The 19,790-nt window shown below is 39.6% G+C and carries 3 protein-coding genes and 2 pseudogenes; all 5 read right to left on the bottom strand.

Going from position 1 to position 19,790, the window contains the following annotated elements:
- Positions 1-4,155 (bottom strand): annotated as a pseudogene (locus PAN07_RS16135) (SIALI-17 repeat-containing surface protein); the annotation flags it as partial.
- 279 nt (positions 4,156-4,434) lie between these two features.
- Positions 4,435-4,542, bottom strand: a pseudogene (locus PAN07_RS16130) (YSIRK-type signal peptide-containing protein); the annotation flags it as partial.
- A 164-nt stretch (positions 4,543-4,706) separates the two neighbouring features.
- The gene (locus PAN07_RS16125; RefSeq protein WP_269798344.1) at positions 4,707-11,867 is read right to left on the bottom strand and encodes an SIALI-17 repeat-containing surface protein; all 7,161 of its coding nucleotides are present in this window, start codon (positions 11,865-11,867) and stop codon (positions 4,707-4,709) included.
- Positions 11,868-12,244: 377 nt separating this feature from the next.
- On the bottom strand, positions 12,245-13,102 hold the full coding sequence (locus PAN07_RS16120; RefSeq protein ID WP_033681548.1) for a bifunctional methylenetetrahydrofolate dehydrogenase/methenyltetrahydrofolate cyclohydrolase: 858 nt from the start codon (positions 13,100-13,102) through the stop codon (positions 12,245-12,247).
- A 157-nt stretch (positions 13,103-13,259) separates the two neighbouring features.
- The gene (locus PAN07_RS16115; RefSeq protein ID WP_269798343.1) at positions 13,260-19,592 is read right to left on the bottom strand and encodes a MucBP domain-containing protein; all 6,333 of its coding nucleotides are present in this window, start codon (positions 19,590-19,592) and stop codon (positions 13,260-13,262) included.
- Positions 19,593-19,790: the final 198 nt, after the last annotated feature.

Raw genomic sequence — 19,790 nt, 5'->3', positions numbered from 1 at the left:
CTCATGTACCAAGGCTTCAACTGCATTTACACCACCTGTAAATTCAGGTACCTCAAGCACTGGTGCTGGTTCTTCACCCTTGCTTGATTGAACCGGTTCTTCTGTCAATTCTTGATAGAAGCTCGCCGATTCATAAAACTCAGCCTTGCCACCTTCCCAGACCAGTTTAACATCTAGAAGAGAACCACCATTTCGGATAGCAAAGGTTTGGAGACTAGATGTAATGGCACCAAGATCTGTCCAACTTTCTTGACCATCCTTGAGTATTCTCGCTTGAACTCGTGCTTTCACTCCTTCAGGAAGGCTTGAAACAAGGCGTAGATGGTTGGCATTGGTTGGTTCTGACAAGTGGTAAACCATTTCACCCTTATCATTTTCCGCCTTGTAACTAGTCAAGACTTTTCCATCTACAAGATTAGTATAGAAGTTGCCTCGGCTTTCGCCACCGTTTCCTTCTACAGTTGGATCATTGATTGGTTTGACAAATTCGCCATCATTGATCACCAATTCTGTAAATCCTACAAAACGAGCATCATAGTCAGCTGTATAGAGGACACGAAGATAGTTTGCTTTGACTGGTGTCGTCAATTCACCCTCGATGTAACGATTTCCTGGCATCTTAGAATCATGTGTCCAACCATCTGTCAATGAATCATCGTGTGTACTATTGGCTACACCATCTCCCACTGTCACAACATCCGTCCAAGTTTTACCGTCTTGGCTGACTTGGATTTTACCATCACGAAGATAGTTTTGAGTTCCGTCTTGGATGTAGGCTCTGATCTTCTTGATAGTGCGTTCGCTACCAAGTTTCAAGGTTACATGGCCATCTTTATGGGCATAGTCTGAAAACTCAACGAAGTTGTTGTACACACCATCAAACAATTGATCGAGGTTATTAATCTTACGAACATCATTACTTCCGTATGTTGGATGAATGCCCATAGTTGTAGATTCTAGTTTGGTTGGTTGCACTTCTTTGGTTGTCACAAGGAGAGAAGTGGCTGTCACAGCTTGTTCCTGATCTGTTTTATTAACCAGACGAACATAACGTACCAAGTGGGTTGCGACAGTTCTGTCTGTCAACTGGCTAGCTGGTGTCCATTCTTGCGCATTTACAGAGTATTCAAGACTTAGGGCTGGGTTGGCCTGGCCTTGGAGCTGGATGCTTTTGACTTGATGGATACGGTCAAGTTTCATGCCTAGATAGCTATTTGCAGGAAGTTTAGTTCCAGCTGGAATTTGAAGCTCGTAACTGCCCAAGCTATCCACTACTGGTGCTTCCTTCAAGGCATCCACGTTGGTGTCTGTTAAGTCAAGATTTGGACTATCTACATCCACTCTAAATTCCGCAATTCTCCACCACTTATTTAAGGTTTGTGTATTGCGAATGCGAACAAAACGAGTTGTAAATTCTTGCACGATATCAGAAGTTCGTTGCCCTGATAAATTTTGAAGCGTTGTCCAATCTGTACCATCTGCAGAATATTCGATGACACCAGATGCTAGTTTGTCTCGTTCTCCTTGCATCAGATGAACTCGTTTTACTTTATGAAGTCCACCTAAGTCCATTTGTACCCAGGCTTGCGCTGGTGTGACATTGGTCTGATCAACATGTGCCATCATGGATTCTGTGTTTTCTCGACCATCTTGCATCTGAACAACACTTGTTCCATATTTGTAAACAAGGTTTGGACTTAAACTAATAGTGCCACTAACTTTCTTACTACCCAATTCTAGGGGTCTATTTACAGCTATTTCACGCATGGCGAGCCAAGCATTATCCTTCTTAGCTGTTGCTATCATACGAACAGCTTGAGCTGTGATATCGAGGTCATTAAATTCCAGAATGCGTTCTCGACCAGTATATGCAGGGCTCGTTATGGCTACCCATTCTCCTTTTTCATTTTGATATTCCACAACTGCATTACTAAAGGTATAGTTATCGGCCGTATTAGTACCCGTAGCGAAACCTAATTTGTGTATTTTAATCGCCTTATTAAAGCGTAATCCTACATAATCACCTCTCTCAATTACAATGGTTGTTTTGGCAATCACATGTGTATCAAAGTCACCATCTGTGACTTCTTTCAATCCGCCTTCTATTCCAGCACGATTCGTAATAAATGTTGTCACAAATTTATCTGGATTCAACATTGCTTGAATATGTAAGGCTAAGTATTCTTTGAGATTATTGATAAATGGTCGAATATGTTGGACACCAAATTCTGCGTATTCATAATGGTCAACGTAAAAGAAGGCATGTTTAACTGACTGATCATAATGTTTGACTCCTGCCTGATAGTACTCCCATACCTTGGCATCATTCTTTTCAGTAAGACCTTCTGTAGCTGTTAGGAAAGCTTCAAGCGCGTTCATTTGATCTACTGTATTATCTAACCAATAGTGAATTTGTTCGATTAATTTCTGATCGCCTTTTTCTTTAAGTAGAAGAGCATTGGCTTTCAAACCAGCAAAAATGTCCCTCAACTCTTTTCTTTCAGAATCCAGATTTTGACCAGATTTGAGTTTGTTATAGAATTCTGTCAATTTTGGAGCCAATTTTACAGACTCTTCTAATTTAGTGACATGGGGAGGTCTATTTTGATTGCGCATGTGTTTTCCGAGTTCTCGAAAAGCCTTTGAAACACTGCTTTCTTCAAAATGATCGTTGACTACATAGTTAAAGGCCATATCGTTGATTTGTTCAGCTTCTTCTGCACTTCTCCATTGCTTCCATCCATACTGAGCCATATCAAAAAGTGCCACTTTAGATGCTTCAGATTGTTGCATTGGATTTAGCATAATTCCTTGTGCAAGCGATAAATCAACATTTGGATGTAAGAATTTTTCACCACCTCCAAGAATTAGGTGGGGTTTTGTATTGTCATTACATGGCCAGTTAATCCAGAACTGAATTGGACGGTAAATCTTACCGCCTTCTGTTAAATTTTTCTTTAAGTTCGTTAAGAATGCTTGGTCAACAGCCCCCCAGACCTTTCCACCAGTAAGAGTTAAATGGACATTTTCAGGAAGATGTTCATTCAAGGTCCGAAGTTCAGCTTCAGTTCCTTGCCCCATATACCAGGCAGGAACAAAAATCATATCTTTACGGAGACCACTGTATGTTGTTTGTTTTTCAGTCAACCAATTTGTGATATCCTTCATCAAGCGAACATAACTATGGTAACCACCAACTGGGCTTGGTGCATCATCTGCAAGCACACCAAATTCACGCACTCCCACGTCCAACAACTGAGTAAACTTAGCCTTTATGGTTGCAAGGTCAGCCTGGTAATGCGCTTCATTGCCAAAGCGGATACGATTGTTCATAAATGGATGGATGGTCCAAACATAACGTGTTTTCGTTTGATTACCGACACGTGCAAGTTCTCGGATTTCAGCCAGTTTTTCTTCTGGGTAAAGTTCACGCCATTTCTTATTGTGGTATGGATCATCTTTTGGTGCGAAATAGTATTGAGTTAACTTCAATTCACTTCCATAACGCATCAATTCTTTACGATTTTCATTAGACCATGGATTTCCATAGTAACCTTCGATGAAACCACGGTTCTTGATTTCAGCGTAATCTTCCACTGTCACATTGCGAAGAACTGGAACTTGACTTTCCTTGAGCATGTGTTTCAAAGTTGTCAAACCATAGAAGACTGCATCTGTGTCTTTTCCGACGATGGAAATTGAGTTGTCCTTGATGGTCAGAGCATAAGCATCAATTTTGTCAAAGAGACCTGCTGAAACGTTAGATAAGTTTTGTTCTGCTTGTGTTCCTCGTCCATGCACTCTAAGAAAGATGTTGGTTGCGCCAGCGATTGCCTCCTTACCAGTTGTATAAGATACTTGATTGTCCTGTAAGATACTCTTCAAGCGATTACGAGTATAGAGATCGAGTTGTTCTCCCATGACCAGATTCACTTGTTTACGAAGGGCTGTGACACCTTCGCCATAGGTCACTTTTTGTGGAGTTGGGAAAACCTTGTACTCTTTCTTAAGATAGTCATCGCTCTTGCTGGCAGCCACAATACTATCTTCGCTAGCTGCTTTACTTGCAGTGAATCGATCCGCCAATTCAACTGTTCCATCACCTGTTTGCTCTACTTTTGGTTTTTCAGGTGTAGTTGGTTGACTTGGTTTAGCGATTTCTTTATCATTTTGTCCTCCACTCATGGCTTCAGACGGTTTTGTTTCATTCTCTGGAGTTCCAGATGCGTCAACTGGTTTAGGATTATTTATCGAATCGGTAGAGCCAATCGCTCCTGCAGTTTCTCCATTTCCAACTGTCGAGCTGCCTTCCTTCCCAGTATTTTCTTCTGCTTTCTTCAAAACTGCCGCAAGTTCATCAGGTAACTTTTCCAGTGGCTGAGCTTGAGTTATAGTTCCCTCTTTATCTCCTACACTACCTGTTTCTGCTGCCTCTACTAGATTAACACCAAAGATACTGGCACCAATCATAACAGAAGCTACTCCAATAGCGAATTTACGAATACTGTAATGACAACGTTTATTGAAAAAATTTTTACCCATCTTTATATTATCTCCTTTCGTCCAAACACGAAAGTAAACGATTCCATTTTCACTAGTAAAGACGGAGAGGCCTAATTGGTCCTCTCCATCTATTCGACTCATTTATCGATTCATTTTTTATCTTCTACCAATCTATACAAATAGAATGGTATTAGGCGCATAGACTAATCCTCTTTGCGTTTTGCAGTTAATAAAGCTGCTGATAAGGCCAAGGTAACACCTGCCAAGAAAATAGCTGTTTCTGACTGCTTTTCACCAGTTTCTGGCAATCTCTTGTCTTCCTTGGCAACTTGAACTGGTGCTTCTGGAGTCTGAGATTTTTCTAACGAACTTAGCTTAAATTCTGGTTTTTCTACTGTCGGTGCTGGTTGATTCCCTACTGTAGCTAGAATACCACGGTACTCTGGAAGTTTATGTTCTAGAGCCATTACAGCATTAACGCCACCCTTAAATTCAGGTTTCTCAACACTTGGTACTGCTTGATCTCCTACTGTGGCTAGAATTCCTGTGTATTCTGGAACTTCATTTACTGCTGCTTCTACAAAGTTAGCACCACCTTTGAATTCTGGAACATCGTTCACTGCTGCTTCTACAAAGTTAGCACCGCCTTTGAATTCTGGAACTTCGTTTACTGGCGAAGGTTCCTCACCCTTACTATTGGAAATAGATGGTTTTACTCCTACCTCAATAATACGATCTTGAGCTTTTCTTTGTTCAGAATGAACAAGGGTTCTATTAGTTCCTGATACTTGAATATAGTCAACTTTTTCTCCAGCTTGTCCTTCAGAAACTATACGACGTTGACCTTGAGCAAGTTCAGGGGTTTCACGAATAATTTCTTTAAACGGAAGTGAAGTCTTTTCAATTTCCAAACTTGGTACTTCTGCAACTAAGTTCTTAACGCCTTCTGTCGGTGTTGTTTGGAAGGTAGACTTAAAGTGTAAACGATATTCTTTCACCAGATTTCCATCTTTGGAAACAAGACGAACGAGTGTTGGAAGATTTGTATTTCCAGGATCCACGACTGTAACTACTCCATGTCCACTAGTTGTTACAGTAACTTTTGGTTTTGAACCCATTGTTGTTAGGGTGTACTCTGTCACATTTGGATCAAAGTTTTCCAATGATTCTCCATCGATTGAAATAGTCGCTGATGGTGTTTCGACTTCTGCTCCCTTGCCTGCAGAGTAAGCTGTAAATTCGACTACTGCTAGACCGTTAGTAGTAGACTTACGAGTCATTCGAGCACGAATAGCTGTCGCTTGAACCGGTTCAAAGTTAAACTCGATTGGTTTACCAGCTACTAATTCTCCAGAAACTTTGTAAGGAATTGGTGCCCAATTTTCTGCCTTATTGAATGGATGATCGGCATTTTCTTCATAACGAGAAATCGTACTTGGTTCTGTAAATCCTGGACCAATATATCTTTCTAGAACCATTTTCTCAGGAGCATCTGTGCCACTATCTTTAAAGAACTTAAGGGCTACTTTTCCGATAGATTGAGAAGTAATTTTTCCATCCTTCTTAAAGAGTAATCCAACAGAAGTTTCTTGATTTTTCGGAGTACGAGACCAGTTTGTCCAACGTCCATCTTCATTGTATTTTCCATCATTGATATAGAAAATTCGATCATGTGAAGCTGCTTGTGTATCATTCGTTGTCGAAGCAAAGGCTTTAGAATCTTTGTCATTGTTGCTTGGATTTTCTGAGATGACTTGATTTCCTTTAGCTACAACTGTCACTTTCATGGTAGTTGTTAGATTTGTACCGATGACATGACCAGTTACTTGGAATCTTACCTCATGCTCTGTCGCATGTTCAGGAATAGCATCCCATTTCACTGCCAGTTTATCTGTAGTCCAAGTAGTTGAAGTTGGATAATAAACAGTGACCTCTGATGGAAGTTGAAGGGTATCTCCGAGCTTCAAAGTAGTTGCACCATTTTCAGCTGCTAAAGGTAGACTTGTATCTTTTTCATCATTACGGTAGATTCGATATTCTTTTAAAATAGTACCATCTTCAGCCTTCAAAATAAGACGTGTCGCACCTTTTGGACTTGTTGCTGGAACAAGAGTAACCAAACCATTGTTGCTAGCTGTTGCAGTAATTTCCTTGCTAGATTGAGGAATATAATAATCTGTTTTCGATGGATTAAAGTGTTCAAGATCCTTGCCATCTACTTTGATAGAAATATCTGAACTTGTTTCACTTAAGACCTTGTTTCCAAGGACAGTTAGCTCTGTCAGACCAACACCTGATGTTCCATCAGCCTTCTTCATACGAATACGCACAGCGTAGGTTTCGACCTTGTCAAAGGTAAAGTGATTGGTTTGAGTTGCAGATAGCTGACTTGGAGCATGTAAGTTTTCAACTGCTTTCCAATTGTCTGGATTATTAAATGGATGATTAGTATCACGCTGAGCATGACTGACATCACTTGGTAAATCTGGAATTTCTTTACCTACATAATATTCAACTACATATTCTTTTGGAAGACCAATTGCTCCATCAGTATAGAAATCAACTGATAAATTGTTAACAAAACGTTTCGTCAAGTCTCCTGAATTACCAAATAAGATAGAAGCCCAGTCATTATCAGTATTTGTTCTCCAAGTAGTCCATCTATTTTTAGCATCTGTTGGCGTTCTTGACACAGTTAGGTCGTTCAAGGTATTAGCTGAATCATCTCCTCCTGTATTGGATACAATGGCAGCTGGCAATTGTGACCCTGTCCATTGTTTCGAGATATTATTTCCAGCAACAACTTGACTAGACACTCGAACATGAGCTTTAGTTGTAAGATTGCTACCTACTAAACGACCATTGATTTCATAGACCCCTTCAGTTTGACTAAAGTTGGCTGGAACCTGTTCCCAAACCACATCTTTGTAGATAGTTGTTCCGTTAGAATGGTAAGCACGAACATTAGCTGGCAATTGAACTGTCTCACCCTTAGGTACTGTGAGGCTGACTTTCTCTGCAACTTGTAAGCCTTCAACTGTCACCGTTGCTTGAGCTTCAATGTCTGTGCCTTCTACATGTCCTTTAAGGGTAAAGCTATGATAGCGACCCAATTCTTTTTCATCTACCTTGTCCCAAGTTACAGATACTTTGCGTGGCAAGCCCTTATCAAATTCTGCCCCAACTTCTTTAGGTAGATTCGGTTGCTGATTAATGTCTGTAGAAATAGATACAGGATGAAGTTTCACAATCTTCTTGCTGACTTTATTTTCTTTAATCACCACTTCAGTGGTTACAGATTCTGTTTTCTCTGTTTGATTATCGATTCGAGGTGTCAAAGTCACTCTTCCCTTAGTATAGAGCAATAGATTCTGACCATTTACCTCAAGATGCCCACCATCAGATGATTTAGCTTCTAGGTGAATATCTGAAGCTGAAAATTCTGTTTGAGAACCATCCTCATAACTACCAATGACACGATAAGTTAAAACCTGATCTTCAGTAGCAGTCTCTTTTTCTTCCACAACTACTTCCAAACGTTTCAATGCAGGAGCTTCCTTCACAAACTGAATTAAGTAAGTTTGAACCAAGTCACCCTTTTGGTCACTCAAGAAGACAGAAGCCTGATAATTATTATCATCAGAAGCTTGCTGAACAGTTACTTGATAACCAGTAGTCTGAGCTCCAACACTTGGAATTGTTCCAGTGTAAGGAATAGATACACGATAATAAGTCTTGCCAGGATCAAAGTTATCAAGAGTTTTATCCCCAACAGTAAGTCCTGTAATGCTACTTGTTGTTTCCTTATTGCTTGCGATAAAGGTTGCCGTAACTTCATGACCATCATCTACTAATTTACCAGTAGCCTCCGTACGTCCCCCTTCCTTGGTCAAAGCAGCAGGATCTTTCAAGGTCCAAGAAACAACATCTGTATCAATCAAACTACCATCTGTCAGAACAGCTGTGACTGTTTTATCCAAATCAGCTGCAGTTGTACCAACTGGTACCGTAGCAACTTTTGGTAACCATCTATCTAAAGCAATCACTTTTACAAGTGCCTCAACTTTGGTTTCCAAACCTTCTACACGCCCAGATACTTTCTTCTCACCTGCGCTTGTAAGCAAGTCAGCTGGCACGTCCCATGTTACAGTCTTTTCCTCAACACTACCGTCGCTATAAATAGCTGTTACTGTTTGAGGCAATTCAGGATTTGTAGTCACGTCAGTTGTCGCCTTTACAGGAGCATAGGATACAAAGTGACGATTTTCTTTCTTACCAGAAACAGTTGTGACCGTTGCACTGTCAGAAGTTAAACCAGCAGAATCTGCATAAAGCGTAAATTTACCTTCTTTTTCAGTCGATTTTACAATGACAACTCCTTTACCATTGAAAGCACGTCTTTGCCATGTTCCTTCTGCTTGAGCTTTGTAGCGCTCACGACTAGCTTGTTCTCCATTATCCACACCAACAATCTGTCCCTGACCATGAAGATTGAAATGAACAAGATTATTCGCTGTCGGAACCACATTCCCATCGCCATCAACAATTTCGTAATGGATGTAGGATAGGTCTTTCCCATCTGCAGTGATAACATGCTCTTCTTTAGTCAGACGAACTCTTGCTGGTTCCCCTGCAGTTGTCACACTATCACGCGCAATTTCGTTGCCATTTTCATCTCGAGCAATCGCAGTCAGTGTACCTGGTTGGTATTTTACAAGCCACTCAAGATACAATTCACTTGGTTTAGCTCCCTCATGATATGGACGTCCATCTTCTGTCCTTTTCTTAGTAAATTCCTTTTTACCAAGCGACTCTCCATTTAAGAATAATTCGACACTTGCAGCATTTGAGAAGGTACGAACCGGAACCTTTCCATCGACCAGCATCTTGCGATCCTTAAGTGTCTCTTCAGTCCAGTTCCAATGTGGTAAAATGCGAACAGTTGGCTTTTCTTTAGCACTATACCATTCACTACGGTAAAGGTAAAAATCATTCTTCGGTAAACCAGCCGTATCGATGATACCAAAGTAAGAGCTCTTCACAGGTGTATTATCTTGGTTATGCCATGGAGTTGGTTCTCCAATATAATCAATACCTGTCCAGATAAATTGGCCAGCATAGCCAGCACGATCACGGTCAAAAGTCCATGACTCAGTAGCTGTTCTTCCCCATCCAACACGGTCATTACCATAGTCAGATTGTTCATAATGACGATTTGGACGGTTATCGTGTCCAAGGATTTGAGCAGGATTGTAATAAGAATCACGCGTTCTAGTAGCTGAAGAGGTTTCAGAACCATAAATGAGCCAGTCTGGATGCGCTCTACGAACCGCATCATAAAAACGTTCACCATAGTTCATACCGACAGCATCCATAATTTCTGCGAGTTTCAAGAAATCACCTGTCGCTGCACGACTAAATTTATTTTCACCCATGGTGACATAACGCTCAGTATCAATCGCCTTGATAATAGCCTTCAGACGCTTAGCAGTTTCGATAGAACGAGGACTACCATTTGCCTCTTCTACCTCATTTCCAAGAGACCACATTACGATAGACGGATTGTTCTTATCCCGTTCTACCATTGTTCTAAGATCAAAATCAGACCACTTCTCACCCTTCTTAGCTTCAGGATGAGTTGCATCTTGATCAAAGAACCGTCCATAGTCGTAAGTCTTCTTGCCACCATACCAAGTATCAAAAGCTTCCTCTTGCACCAAAAGACCTAAACTAGCTGCAGCATCAAGCAACTGAGGGCTAGCTGGATTGTGGGTTGTTCGAATAGAGTTAACCCCCATATCTTTCAGGAGTTTTAATTTACGATAGGTAGCCTTATAATTCTCTTCTGCACCCAAGGCTCCATTGTCATGGTGAATACTTACTCCGTGGAATTTCATGCGTTCACCATTCAGAGAGAAACCATCCTTAGCAGTCCAATTAAAATAGCGGTAACCAAATGTATCTTCTGTTACATCAACTAGTTGACCTTCTTTATAAACCTTTGTTTTCAAAACATACAGTTGAGGATGATAACTTTTTGTCGTCCAAAGAGTTGGTTTATTAACTAGGATTGTTTGTCTGAAATCTGCAGTTTCATTTTCTGCTAAATTCTTCGTTTCAGAGCGAACTAATTCTGAGACAACCTTGCCTTCCTTAGTGAAAATTTGTTGTTCCACAAAGACTTTAGCAGCCTTCTTATCCGTATTTTTAATCTTACTTTGAACCTGTGTTTCAACATTCCCTTCTTTTTGCTCAGCAAGTTTTGGAGTAGTGATATGATTACCATTTTCGGCAACATGGACTTTATCACGATAACTAAGAGTTACATCACGATAAATCCCACTTCCTGAATACCAACGACTACTTGGTTGCTTATTGGTCACTTGAACAGTAATTGAATTTTCACTACCATCCTTGTTTAAAAATTCTGTGATATCATATGAAAAATGATTATAGCCACTTGGATAATGTCCTACAAATTTACCATTTACATAGACCTTTGAATCCATGTAAACCCCATCAAAATTGATACGAACATCCTTATTCTTGTCTGCTTCATTTAATGTGAAAGTCTTACGATACCACGCTGTTCCACCATTTAACTGGCCACCTTCATTACGCGCGGGAGACTTGTGATCAAAGTCAAAATAAATACTCCAATCATGTGGAAGATTCAATTTGGACCAATCATGAACATCCACATCTTTTTTTGAAAAATCGCCTTGGGCATTTAGTTTAAAATACCAATCTTTATTAAAATCTTGTTTTCGCTCCGATAATAGCTGTTTTTCCTTTTCAACTTCAGCTTTGTTTGACTCTCCAGACAATGCTTGTAATTTTTCAGAAGAAGGTTTGATCTCTGTGTCTGCTTTCACTTGGTCCTTTTCAGAAGTTTTTTTAGAATCCTCTTTTACTTCTGTTCCAGCTGTTACTGCAGATTCAACAGGCTTTGGATTTGCCTCTTCAGATTTCTGTTTGTCCTCAGCTTTGTTTCCTTCTTCTACTTTATTTGGAGTTTCCACTTTAGGGCTAGTCAATTCATGACTACCCTCATTAGCAGGTCTAGTAGGTTCTGTATCCTTAATCACTTTGTCTTCTGTCGACTCAGCTTTTGGTTTTACAAATTCACGCCCACCATGCTCATCAGCCTTTGCGATTGCAGCTGCCACATCATCTGGAAGCTTATCTAAAGGCTGAGCTTGATGAACAATTGTTTCTTCTGTTTGAGTATTGGATGAAGCCACCTCCTCAGCTTGTACAGCTGAAATACCAAATATACTGGCCCCAATCATTACAGATGCCGCACCTATTGCAAATTTACGAATGCTATAATGACAACGTTTATCAAAAAGTCTTTTGTTCATTAAAATCCTCATTTCTTTTTCTTGATACAAAGTAAGCGTTTTCTTTATTTTAAAAAACAACCTCCTTCTGAATACACAAACAAGTACCAAGTTCGATAATATATTTTATATATTGAATATATCAAAACACGCCTGAAATTGCAATCATTTTCCATTAATTTAACCTAATAAAATGGTATATAAAAAGTTCATTCAAAAGAAATAGGTGCAATGAAAGTAGCTTTGGGTTCTAGGCACTTTCCAATACATATTTAATTGCATTAATAACAGTTTTAGACTTTAAATTTATAGTTTATGGACTCATATCATTATAGACTGCATTCAGTTACATACACTACATAAAAAGAAGGTAAAATATTATTCTACCTTCTTTTTTCCTATTTTATATCCAATGTTCTAAGTGCTGCCTGATAAGTTTGCTCCATTAGCATGGTAATGGTCATAGGACCGACACCTCCAGGAACTGGCGTAATATGGCTAGCAAGTGGGGCAACTGCCTCATAATCCACATCCCCACAGAGCTTTCCGTTTTCATCGCGGTTCATCCCAACGTCAATGACTACCGCACCTGGTTTGACAAAGTCAGCAGTCACAAACTTGGCGCGGCCGATTGCTACTACGAGAATATCTGCTTTAGCAGCCACCTTAGCAAGATGATGAGTCCGTGAGTGGGTCAAAGTCACTGTCGCATTCTTTGCCAAAAGAAGCTGGGCCATAGGTTTTCCAACGATATTGGAACGACCGATGACGACCGCATGTTTACCTTCCAAATCAATTCCATATTCATGAAACATTTCCATAATTCCTGCAGGTGTTGAAGGAATCATGACTGGGTGACCAGACCAAAGACGCCCCATGTTCAGGGGATGGAAACCATCTACGTCCTTTTCAGGATCAATGGCCAACAAAATCGCTTCTTCATCGATATGTTTGGGTAAAGGTAACTGGACCAAAATCCCATGCCAAGCTAAATCTTGATTGTATTTGGCAATCAAGTCTAACAATTCCGATTGGGTAATGGTTTCTGGAACTCGCACAACTTCACTATGGAAACCAGCCGCAAGGGCTGACCTCTCCTTGTTGCGAACATAGACTTGGCTGGCAGGGTTGTCCCCAACCAAAATCACTACCAAACCAGGTACTAGCCCCGTTTCTTCCTTTAATCTTGTTGTCTTTTCAGCCAGCTGTCCTTGTAACTTAGCTGCTAGAGACTTCCCATCAATAATCTGTGTCATATCACTTCTCTTTTCTTTCAAATATCTTCCATTATACCAAAAACTGCTAATCCCCTCTAACACTTCTTTTTTAGGCTATCTTATAGTTTCAAACTATAAGAAAAAGGAGCGGATATTCCATCCAACTCCTTATTCTTATTAGAAAATCTAATTAGATTTAATCTTCTTTTTTCTTACGAGTAAGAAGTCCAATCCCTCCTAGTGCTCCAAGAAGTCCGAGTGATGCTAGACTAGCGTTAGCTTCTGTACCTGTGTTAGGCAACTCTTTTTGACCTTCAACATATTTAGGTGTTTCTTGTTTAGAAGGTTGAGCTGGTTTAGCCGGTTTTTCTACTTCCCTAGGATTTGGAACATAGTTAATTGGAGTGTCCTCACCTGGGTTAGTTGGGACACTTGGTACTTCATATCCTTTAGTTGGATCGTTTGGATCTACTGGTTTCAACGGATTACCGTCTTTATCCTTAGGTGTGTATCCTGGCACGTACGGAAGAACTGGTTTATCCTTACCTGGTTTTGTTGGATCTGTTGGATCATTTGGATACTTGATTGGGTCTGTTGGTTGACCTGGGATGTTTGGTACCCATGATCCTAGTGGTTTGTAAACATAAGTTACTGTTGAACCATCTTTACCAATCTTACCTTTCGCTTCTCCATCTACACGAACAAGCACATAACCCTTGATAACTTTTCCGCTTGTGGCGTACTCATCACCTACTTTACCTTCGGTAGTTTCTGCAGGAAGAAGGTCTTTGCCTTTTTCATCTACATATTTAACTACTAGGTTAGCTTTGTTCGCTACGTAGTTGATTGGTGTATCCTCACCTGGGTTAGTTGGAACACTTGGTACTTCATAACCTTTAGTTGGATCGTTTGGATCTACTGGTTTCAACGGATTACCGTCTTTATCCTTAGGTGTGTATCCTGGCACATATGGTACTACTTCTGTTGGTTGTCCTGGTTTTGTTGGATCTGTTGGATCATTTGGATACTTGATTGGATTTGTTGGTTGACCTGGGATGTTTGGTACCCATGAACCAAGTGGTTTGTAAACATAAGTTACTGTTGAACCATCTTTACCAATCTTACCTTTTGCTTCTCCATCTACACGAACAAGAACATACCCCTTGATAACTTTTCCACTTGTAGCGTACTCATCGCCTACTTTACCTTCTGTAGTCTCTGCAGGAAGAAGGTCTTTGCCTTTTTCATCTACATATTTAACTACTAGGTTAGCTTTGTTCGCTACATAGTTGATTGGTGTATCCTCACCTGGGTTAGTTGGTACATTTGGTACTTCGTAACCTTTAGTTGGATCGTTTGGATCTACTGGTTTCAACGGATTACCATCTTTATCCTTAGGTGTGTAACCTGGGACATATGGTACTACTTCTGTTGGTTGTCCTGGTTTGGTTGGATCTGTTGGATCATTTGGATACTTGATTGGGTCTGTTGGTTGACCTGGGATATTTGGTACCCATGAACCAAGTGGTTTGTATGTTACAACTTCTGTAGTATTTTCTGAGTCTGCAGTTACTTTTGTAGTTGGTACAGTTGCTTTATCAGCTAAGTACCCTTTAACTACTGGTGATTTAACTTCAGCTAAGTCTTGAGCTGGAGTCCAATCTCCGTAAGTCACTTCACCTGTTACCAAGTTGATCTTAGCTTCACGTGTGAATTTAGCCTCTTGGGTAACAACTTTTGGAGTGCCGTCTTCATTTAATACCGGAGTTCCATCTTCGTACACATAAGTGATTGTACGTGTGACTGTTTTGTTTAGATCTTTTTCTTCCAAGCCAGCTGGGTATTTAGGTCCGTCTGGGTTGTTTGGATCCACTGGAGTTCCTGGTGTTTTTGGTTGATCTGGTGTAACTGGTACAACACGTTCCTTAAGCGTTACTTTGAACTCTTGATCAGTGTCTTTATCTTTATCGAACTTACCACCTTCTGGGTATGTATTAGAAACTAATTCATAACCTTTGTTTTCAAGTTCTTTGATCTTAGCTTTTACTTCAGCCTCTTTTGTAAGTGGTGTATCTGAGTCACCTTCTTCAGTAATAGCATCAACACCTGGAATTGGATTTCCTTTTTCATCTACGAAAGTCGTTTTAGCTTTTTGTGTATCCTTCACATAGTTGATTGGTGTATCCTCACCTGGGTTAGTTGGTACATTTGGTACTTCATAACCTTTAGTTGGATCGTTTGGATCCACTGGTTTCAACGGGTTACCATCTTTGTCCTTAGGAGTCATACCTGGTACGTATGGAAGAACTGGTTTGTCATTACCTGGTTTTGTTGGATCTGTTGGATTGTTTGGATATTTGATTGGAGTTGTTGGTTGACCTGGGATGTTTGGAATCCATGAACCAAGTGGTTTGTATGTTACCACTTCTGTAGTGTTTTCTGAGTCTGCAGTTACTTTTGTAGTTGGTACTGTTACTTTATCAGCTAAGTATCCTTTAACTACTGGTGATTTCACTTCAGCCAAGTCTTGAGCTGGTGTCCAATCTCCGTATGTAACCTCACCTGTAACCAAGTTAACTTTCGCTTCACGTGTGAATTTAGCTTCTTGTGTTACTGTTTTTGGAGTGCCATCTTCGTTTAATACTGGAGTTCCATCTTCGTAAACATAAGTAATTGTACGTGTGACAGTTTTATTTAGATCTTTTTCTTCCAAACCAGCTGGGTATTTAGGTCCGTCTGGGTTGTTTGGATCAACAGGTGTCCCTGGTGTTTTTGGTTGATCTGGCGTAACTGGTACAACACGTTCTTTAAGCGTTACTTTGAACTCTTGATCAGTGTCTTTATCTTTATCGAACTTACCACCTTCTGGGTATGTATTAGAAACTAATTCATATCCTTTGTTTTCAAGTTCTTTGATTTTCGCTTTTACATCAGCCTCTTTTGTAAGTGGTGTGTCTGAATCACCTTCTTCAGTAATAGCGTCAACACCTGGAATTGGATTTCCTTTTTCATCTACGAAAGTCGTTTTAGCTTTTTGAGCGTCTTTTACATAGTTGATTGGTGTATCCTGACTTGGATCTGTTGGAAGATTTGGTACTTCATAACCTTTAGTTGGATCGTTTGGATCTACTGGTTTCAACGGATTACCATCTTTGTCCTTAGGAGTCATACCTGGTACGTATGGAAGAACTGGTTTGTCGTTACCTGGTTTTGTTGGATCTGTCGGATCGTTTGGATATTTGATTGGGTCTGTTGGTTGACCTGGAATGTTTGGTACCCATGAACCAAGTGGTTTGTAGGTTACTACTTCCTTAATATCCTCTGAATCACCGGTTACGTTTACCACCGCAACACTTGCTTTATCAGCTAAGTATCCTTTAACTACTGGTGTTGTTACTTCAGCTAAGTCTTTTGCTTCTGACCAATCTCCATATGTAACTTCTCCTGTAACTAAATTAACTTTCGCTTCACGAGTGAATTTAGCCTCTTGGGTAACAACTTTTAGAGTACCGTCCTCGTTTAATACTGGAGTGCCATCTTCGTACACATAAGTAATTGTACGTGTAACAGTTTTGTTTAGATCTTTTTCTTCCAAGCCAGCTGGGTATTTAGGTCCGTCTGGGTTGTTTGGATCAACAGGTGTCCCTGGTGTTTTTGGTTGATCTGGTGTTACTGGTACAACACGTTCTTTAAGTGTTACTGTGTACTCTTGGTCTGTATCAACATCTTTATCAAAGACGCCTCCTGTTGGATACGTATTAGAAACTAGTTCATATCCTTTGTTTTCAGCTTCTTTGATTCGATCAGCGATCTCTTCAGCCTTAGTAAGTTCGTCTCCACCTCTTCCAGTTTCAGAGATTGGTGTGTTACCTTCTACTTGCTTAACGTTACCATCTTTGTCTTGGTAAACAAAGGTCGTTTTCGCTTTTTGGATTGGTGTGTAAGTAACGATAACTTCATAGTCATCATCCGTTGCAGTTGTAGCCTGTGCAGGAACTTTTTCTACACTTACAATGTAACCTTCTTTTTGAGGGACTGTTACTTCTGGCAGATTTGTATCTCCGTTACCTACCCAGTTAACGTAAATAGGCTTATCATTAGAGTCAACTGCAGCTTTACCATCAGAATTCAATTTGACAGTACCTGTGTAACTTACTGTCTGTTTAGTTGGTTCAAATACTTGTTGTCCTGCAAGATTTTTAACATCGTCTGCATACACATACTTAATTGTACGATTGACTTCTTCAGCCTTAGTTTTCTTAACGTATGAATAAATAACATTATTAACATAAGCATTAGGATTCAAACCTGCAGCATTAATTTCATCTGCAGTATAAATATCACGAATTCGTTTATCACTAACATTAATAGTTCCTGCAGGACCTTTTGGAGGAATTTCAGCTAATATATAATCAGCCCCATCAATAGGTTTAACCAAATCTGGAATTTGATTCGTAACATCATATTTTTTACCTAGAATATTTTTAGTTTCATATGTACCATCTTCCTTAAGAGGTGCATATCCATTATATTCTGTCGGTATGTATCCAATAATTTTACCAGTTTCTAAATCTTTTAAAGTTAAAGTAACTGCCCCGGTTTCAACAGTGGTTGAACCATTCGGTATAACACTAACTTCCCAACCATTGTTAACTTTAGTAGCAATTTCTTCTGTTTGACCATTTAATGGAGTCCCACCTGTAACTGATAAAGTTGCGCTAGTTTTGTCATTACCAACTGTACTTCCCTTAGCAACTCGCCCTAATTCATCATATTTTATTTTTGAAAAATCATCTGAGAAGGTACGAGGTGTTAATACTTTTTCAATCCCTAGCTTATCTAAAGCCATAGAGACAGTTGAACCCTCTTGAATAACACCATCAATGACTTCTAGTTCCAATCGAGTTGGTGATTTCAATGTAGCTTTTAATGTAAAGCTTGTATCTCGACCATCTTGGAGAATCCAAACATTATTTTTATTAGCTTGAACATTTGACCAACGGTTAGATGGCCTATATGTCACTTCTGAACTCTTAATAGAATTCTTTCCATTTCCTAATTCACGGAAATAAGTGAACTCATCACTTGGTAAATCAATTGTAAATTTAGATCCTTTGCCGTAGCGAACATCAGTATCTGTATTAATAACTACAGCATCATTCTTTTTCACAAGTGAAGAACCATTATAGTTAACACCATTGTCAGTTAACAAAGAGACACTAGTCGACTGTTTCTGAACACTCGGCTTAGTTGCTTTATGTGTATAAGTATGTTCCAGAACTTTTTGGCCATCTACCTTAATCTCTGCAGTGTATTCTGTATCCTTAGAAATTTGAGGAGCATAATATCCACTACCTGTTAAATTTTCAACAGAATATGTTGTAACCGGATAATTACTAGCTTTTTCGTTCCATTCTATTGTATAAGTAATAGTTCCTACTTCATTGGGAATAGCTGGTTGCTCTGCAAGACGTTCTTCATAAGTCATTCCATCTTTCATACGCTGAGCCCAATATGGACTTGTTGTACCTTTGTTACCTGTAGAATTACTTTGGGCAGCAGATTTCACCACACCTATCGTTGTACCATCTGCGGCTTTTATTGGTGTTCCTGCCTTGAATGCATCACCAAATCCTGCCAAATTCTTTAATTCAATTTTAGTAGTATCACCCTTTTGAGTTCTAGACGTATCAAATGAAATTTCTATTCCCCATGCCGTTGGTGCTGAATTATCAGCATTCATAGTAATATAAGCGTTTTGAACGTTTACTACAGCTTTTCCTTCTTTTATAAGAGCTTTACCAGTATGAGTTTCCGCCAATCTTGCTTCAACTTTACCTGCATGGCCTGCACGTTTCATGTCCGTATAAACCGCTTCAATGGCAGCAGAAAGACGATTCACTTGAGCTACCATTTGGTCTTTAGAAGCATCGGATGAAAGCAAATCATTAGACTTCGCTGCTTCCAGTTTAACCGCCTCAATCGTAACCGCAAGTTCTTTTTTAGCAGCTTCATCTTTCACTTCTTTATCTGAGAAACTTGATGCTACAGATGCCATAACCTCAGCTTCAGAAGTCAATTGAGTAAGAACTGCCTTCACTTCATCTTGTGGTTTTTCTGTTTCGAGCTTCGCAGTTTTTTCTTTGTCTGCTTCTTTTTTATCAGTTTGCTCTTTATCAGATTTTTCTTTTTCAGCTTTATCAGTAACGTCTTTTTCTGCTACAGGTTTTGCTTCAGTTTTAGCGTCTTCTTTTACTTCAGGTTTTTCATCTGCTTTGACAGCATCAAGCTTTAATTCTGGAAGTTCTTCAACAACTGGTGTTGTTATAGCTGAATTAGATTTTTGTTTATCAGAATTTGTAACTTCTGTAGTCTTTGCAGAACCACTGCTTGTTTCATCAGCTTTAACAGCATTTGCTCCTAAGAGAAGAGCAGTTCCCAATAGAACACTAGCGGCACCAAAGCTATACTTACGAATAGAAAAGCGCTGAGCTCTTCTACCATGGTATTTCTCCATTCTTGAATACATTTTTTCTCCTTTTTTATATATATGTTGATTTAGGATAAGGTTGGAGTTCTTCATATTCCCTGCCTTTCCTGCTAAAGAACACATTCTTTAACGAAGCAACAACACAATATTCATAACCCGATTCAACCATATATTTTAAAATTAGTCAACCAAAAAGCTCTATATATTCTCGTTTTTTGTACATTATTTTTGTACCCA

Source organism: Streptococcus sp. SM5 (genome assembly GCF_027497975.1).
The sequence above is the reverse complement of the archived record's forward strand: the minus strand, read 5'-3'. Positions and strand labels throughout refer to the sequence as shown.

Excerpts from the sequence above, each read along its gene's own strand:
- PAN07_RS16125 (WP_269798344.1), bottom strand. The coding sequence starts at position 11,867 with ATGAACAAAAGACTTTTTGATAAACGTTGTCATTATAGCATTCGTAAA.
- PAN07_RS16120 (WP_033681548.1), bottom strand. The coding sequence starts at position 13,102 with ATGACACAGATTATTGATGGGAAGTCTCTAGCAGCTAAGTTACAAGGA.
- PAN07_RS16115 (WP_269798343.1), bottom strand. The coding sequence starts at position 19,592 with ATGTATTCAAGAATGGAGAAATACCATGGTAGAAGAGCTCAGCGCTTT.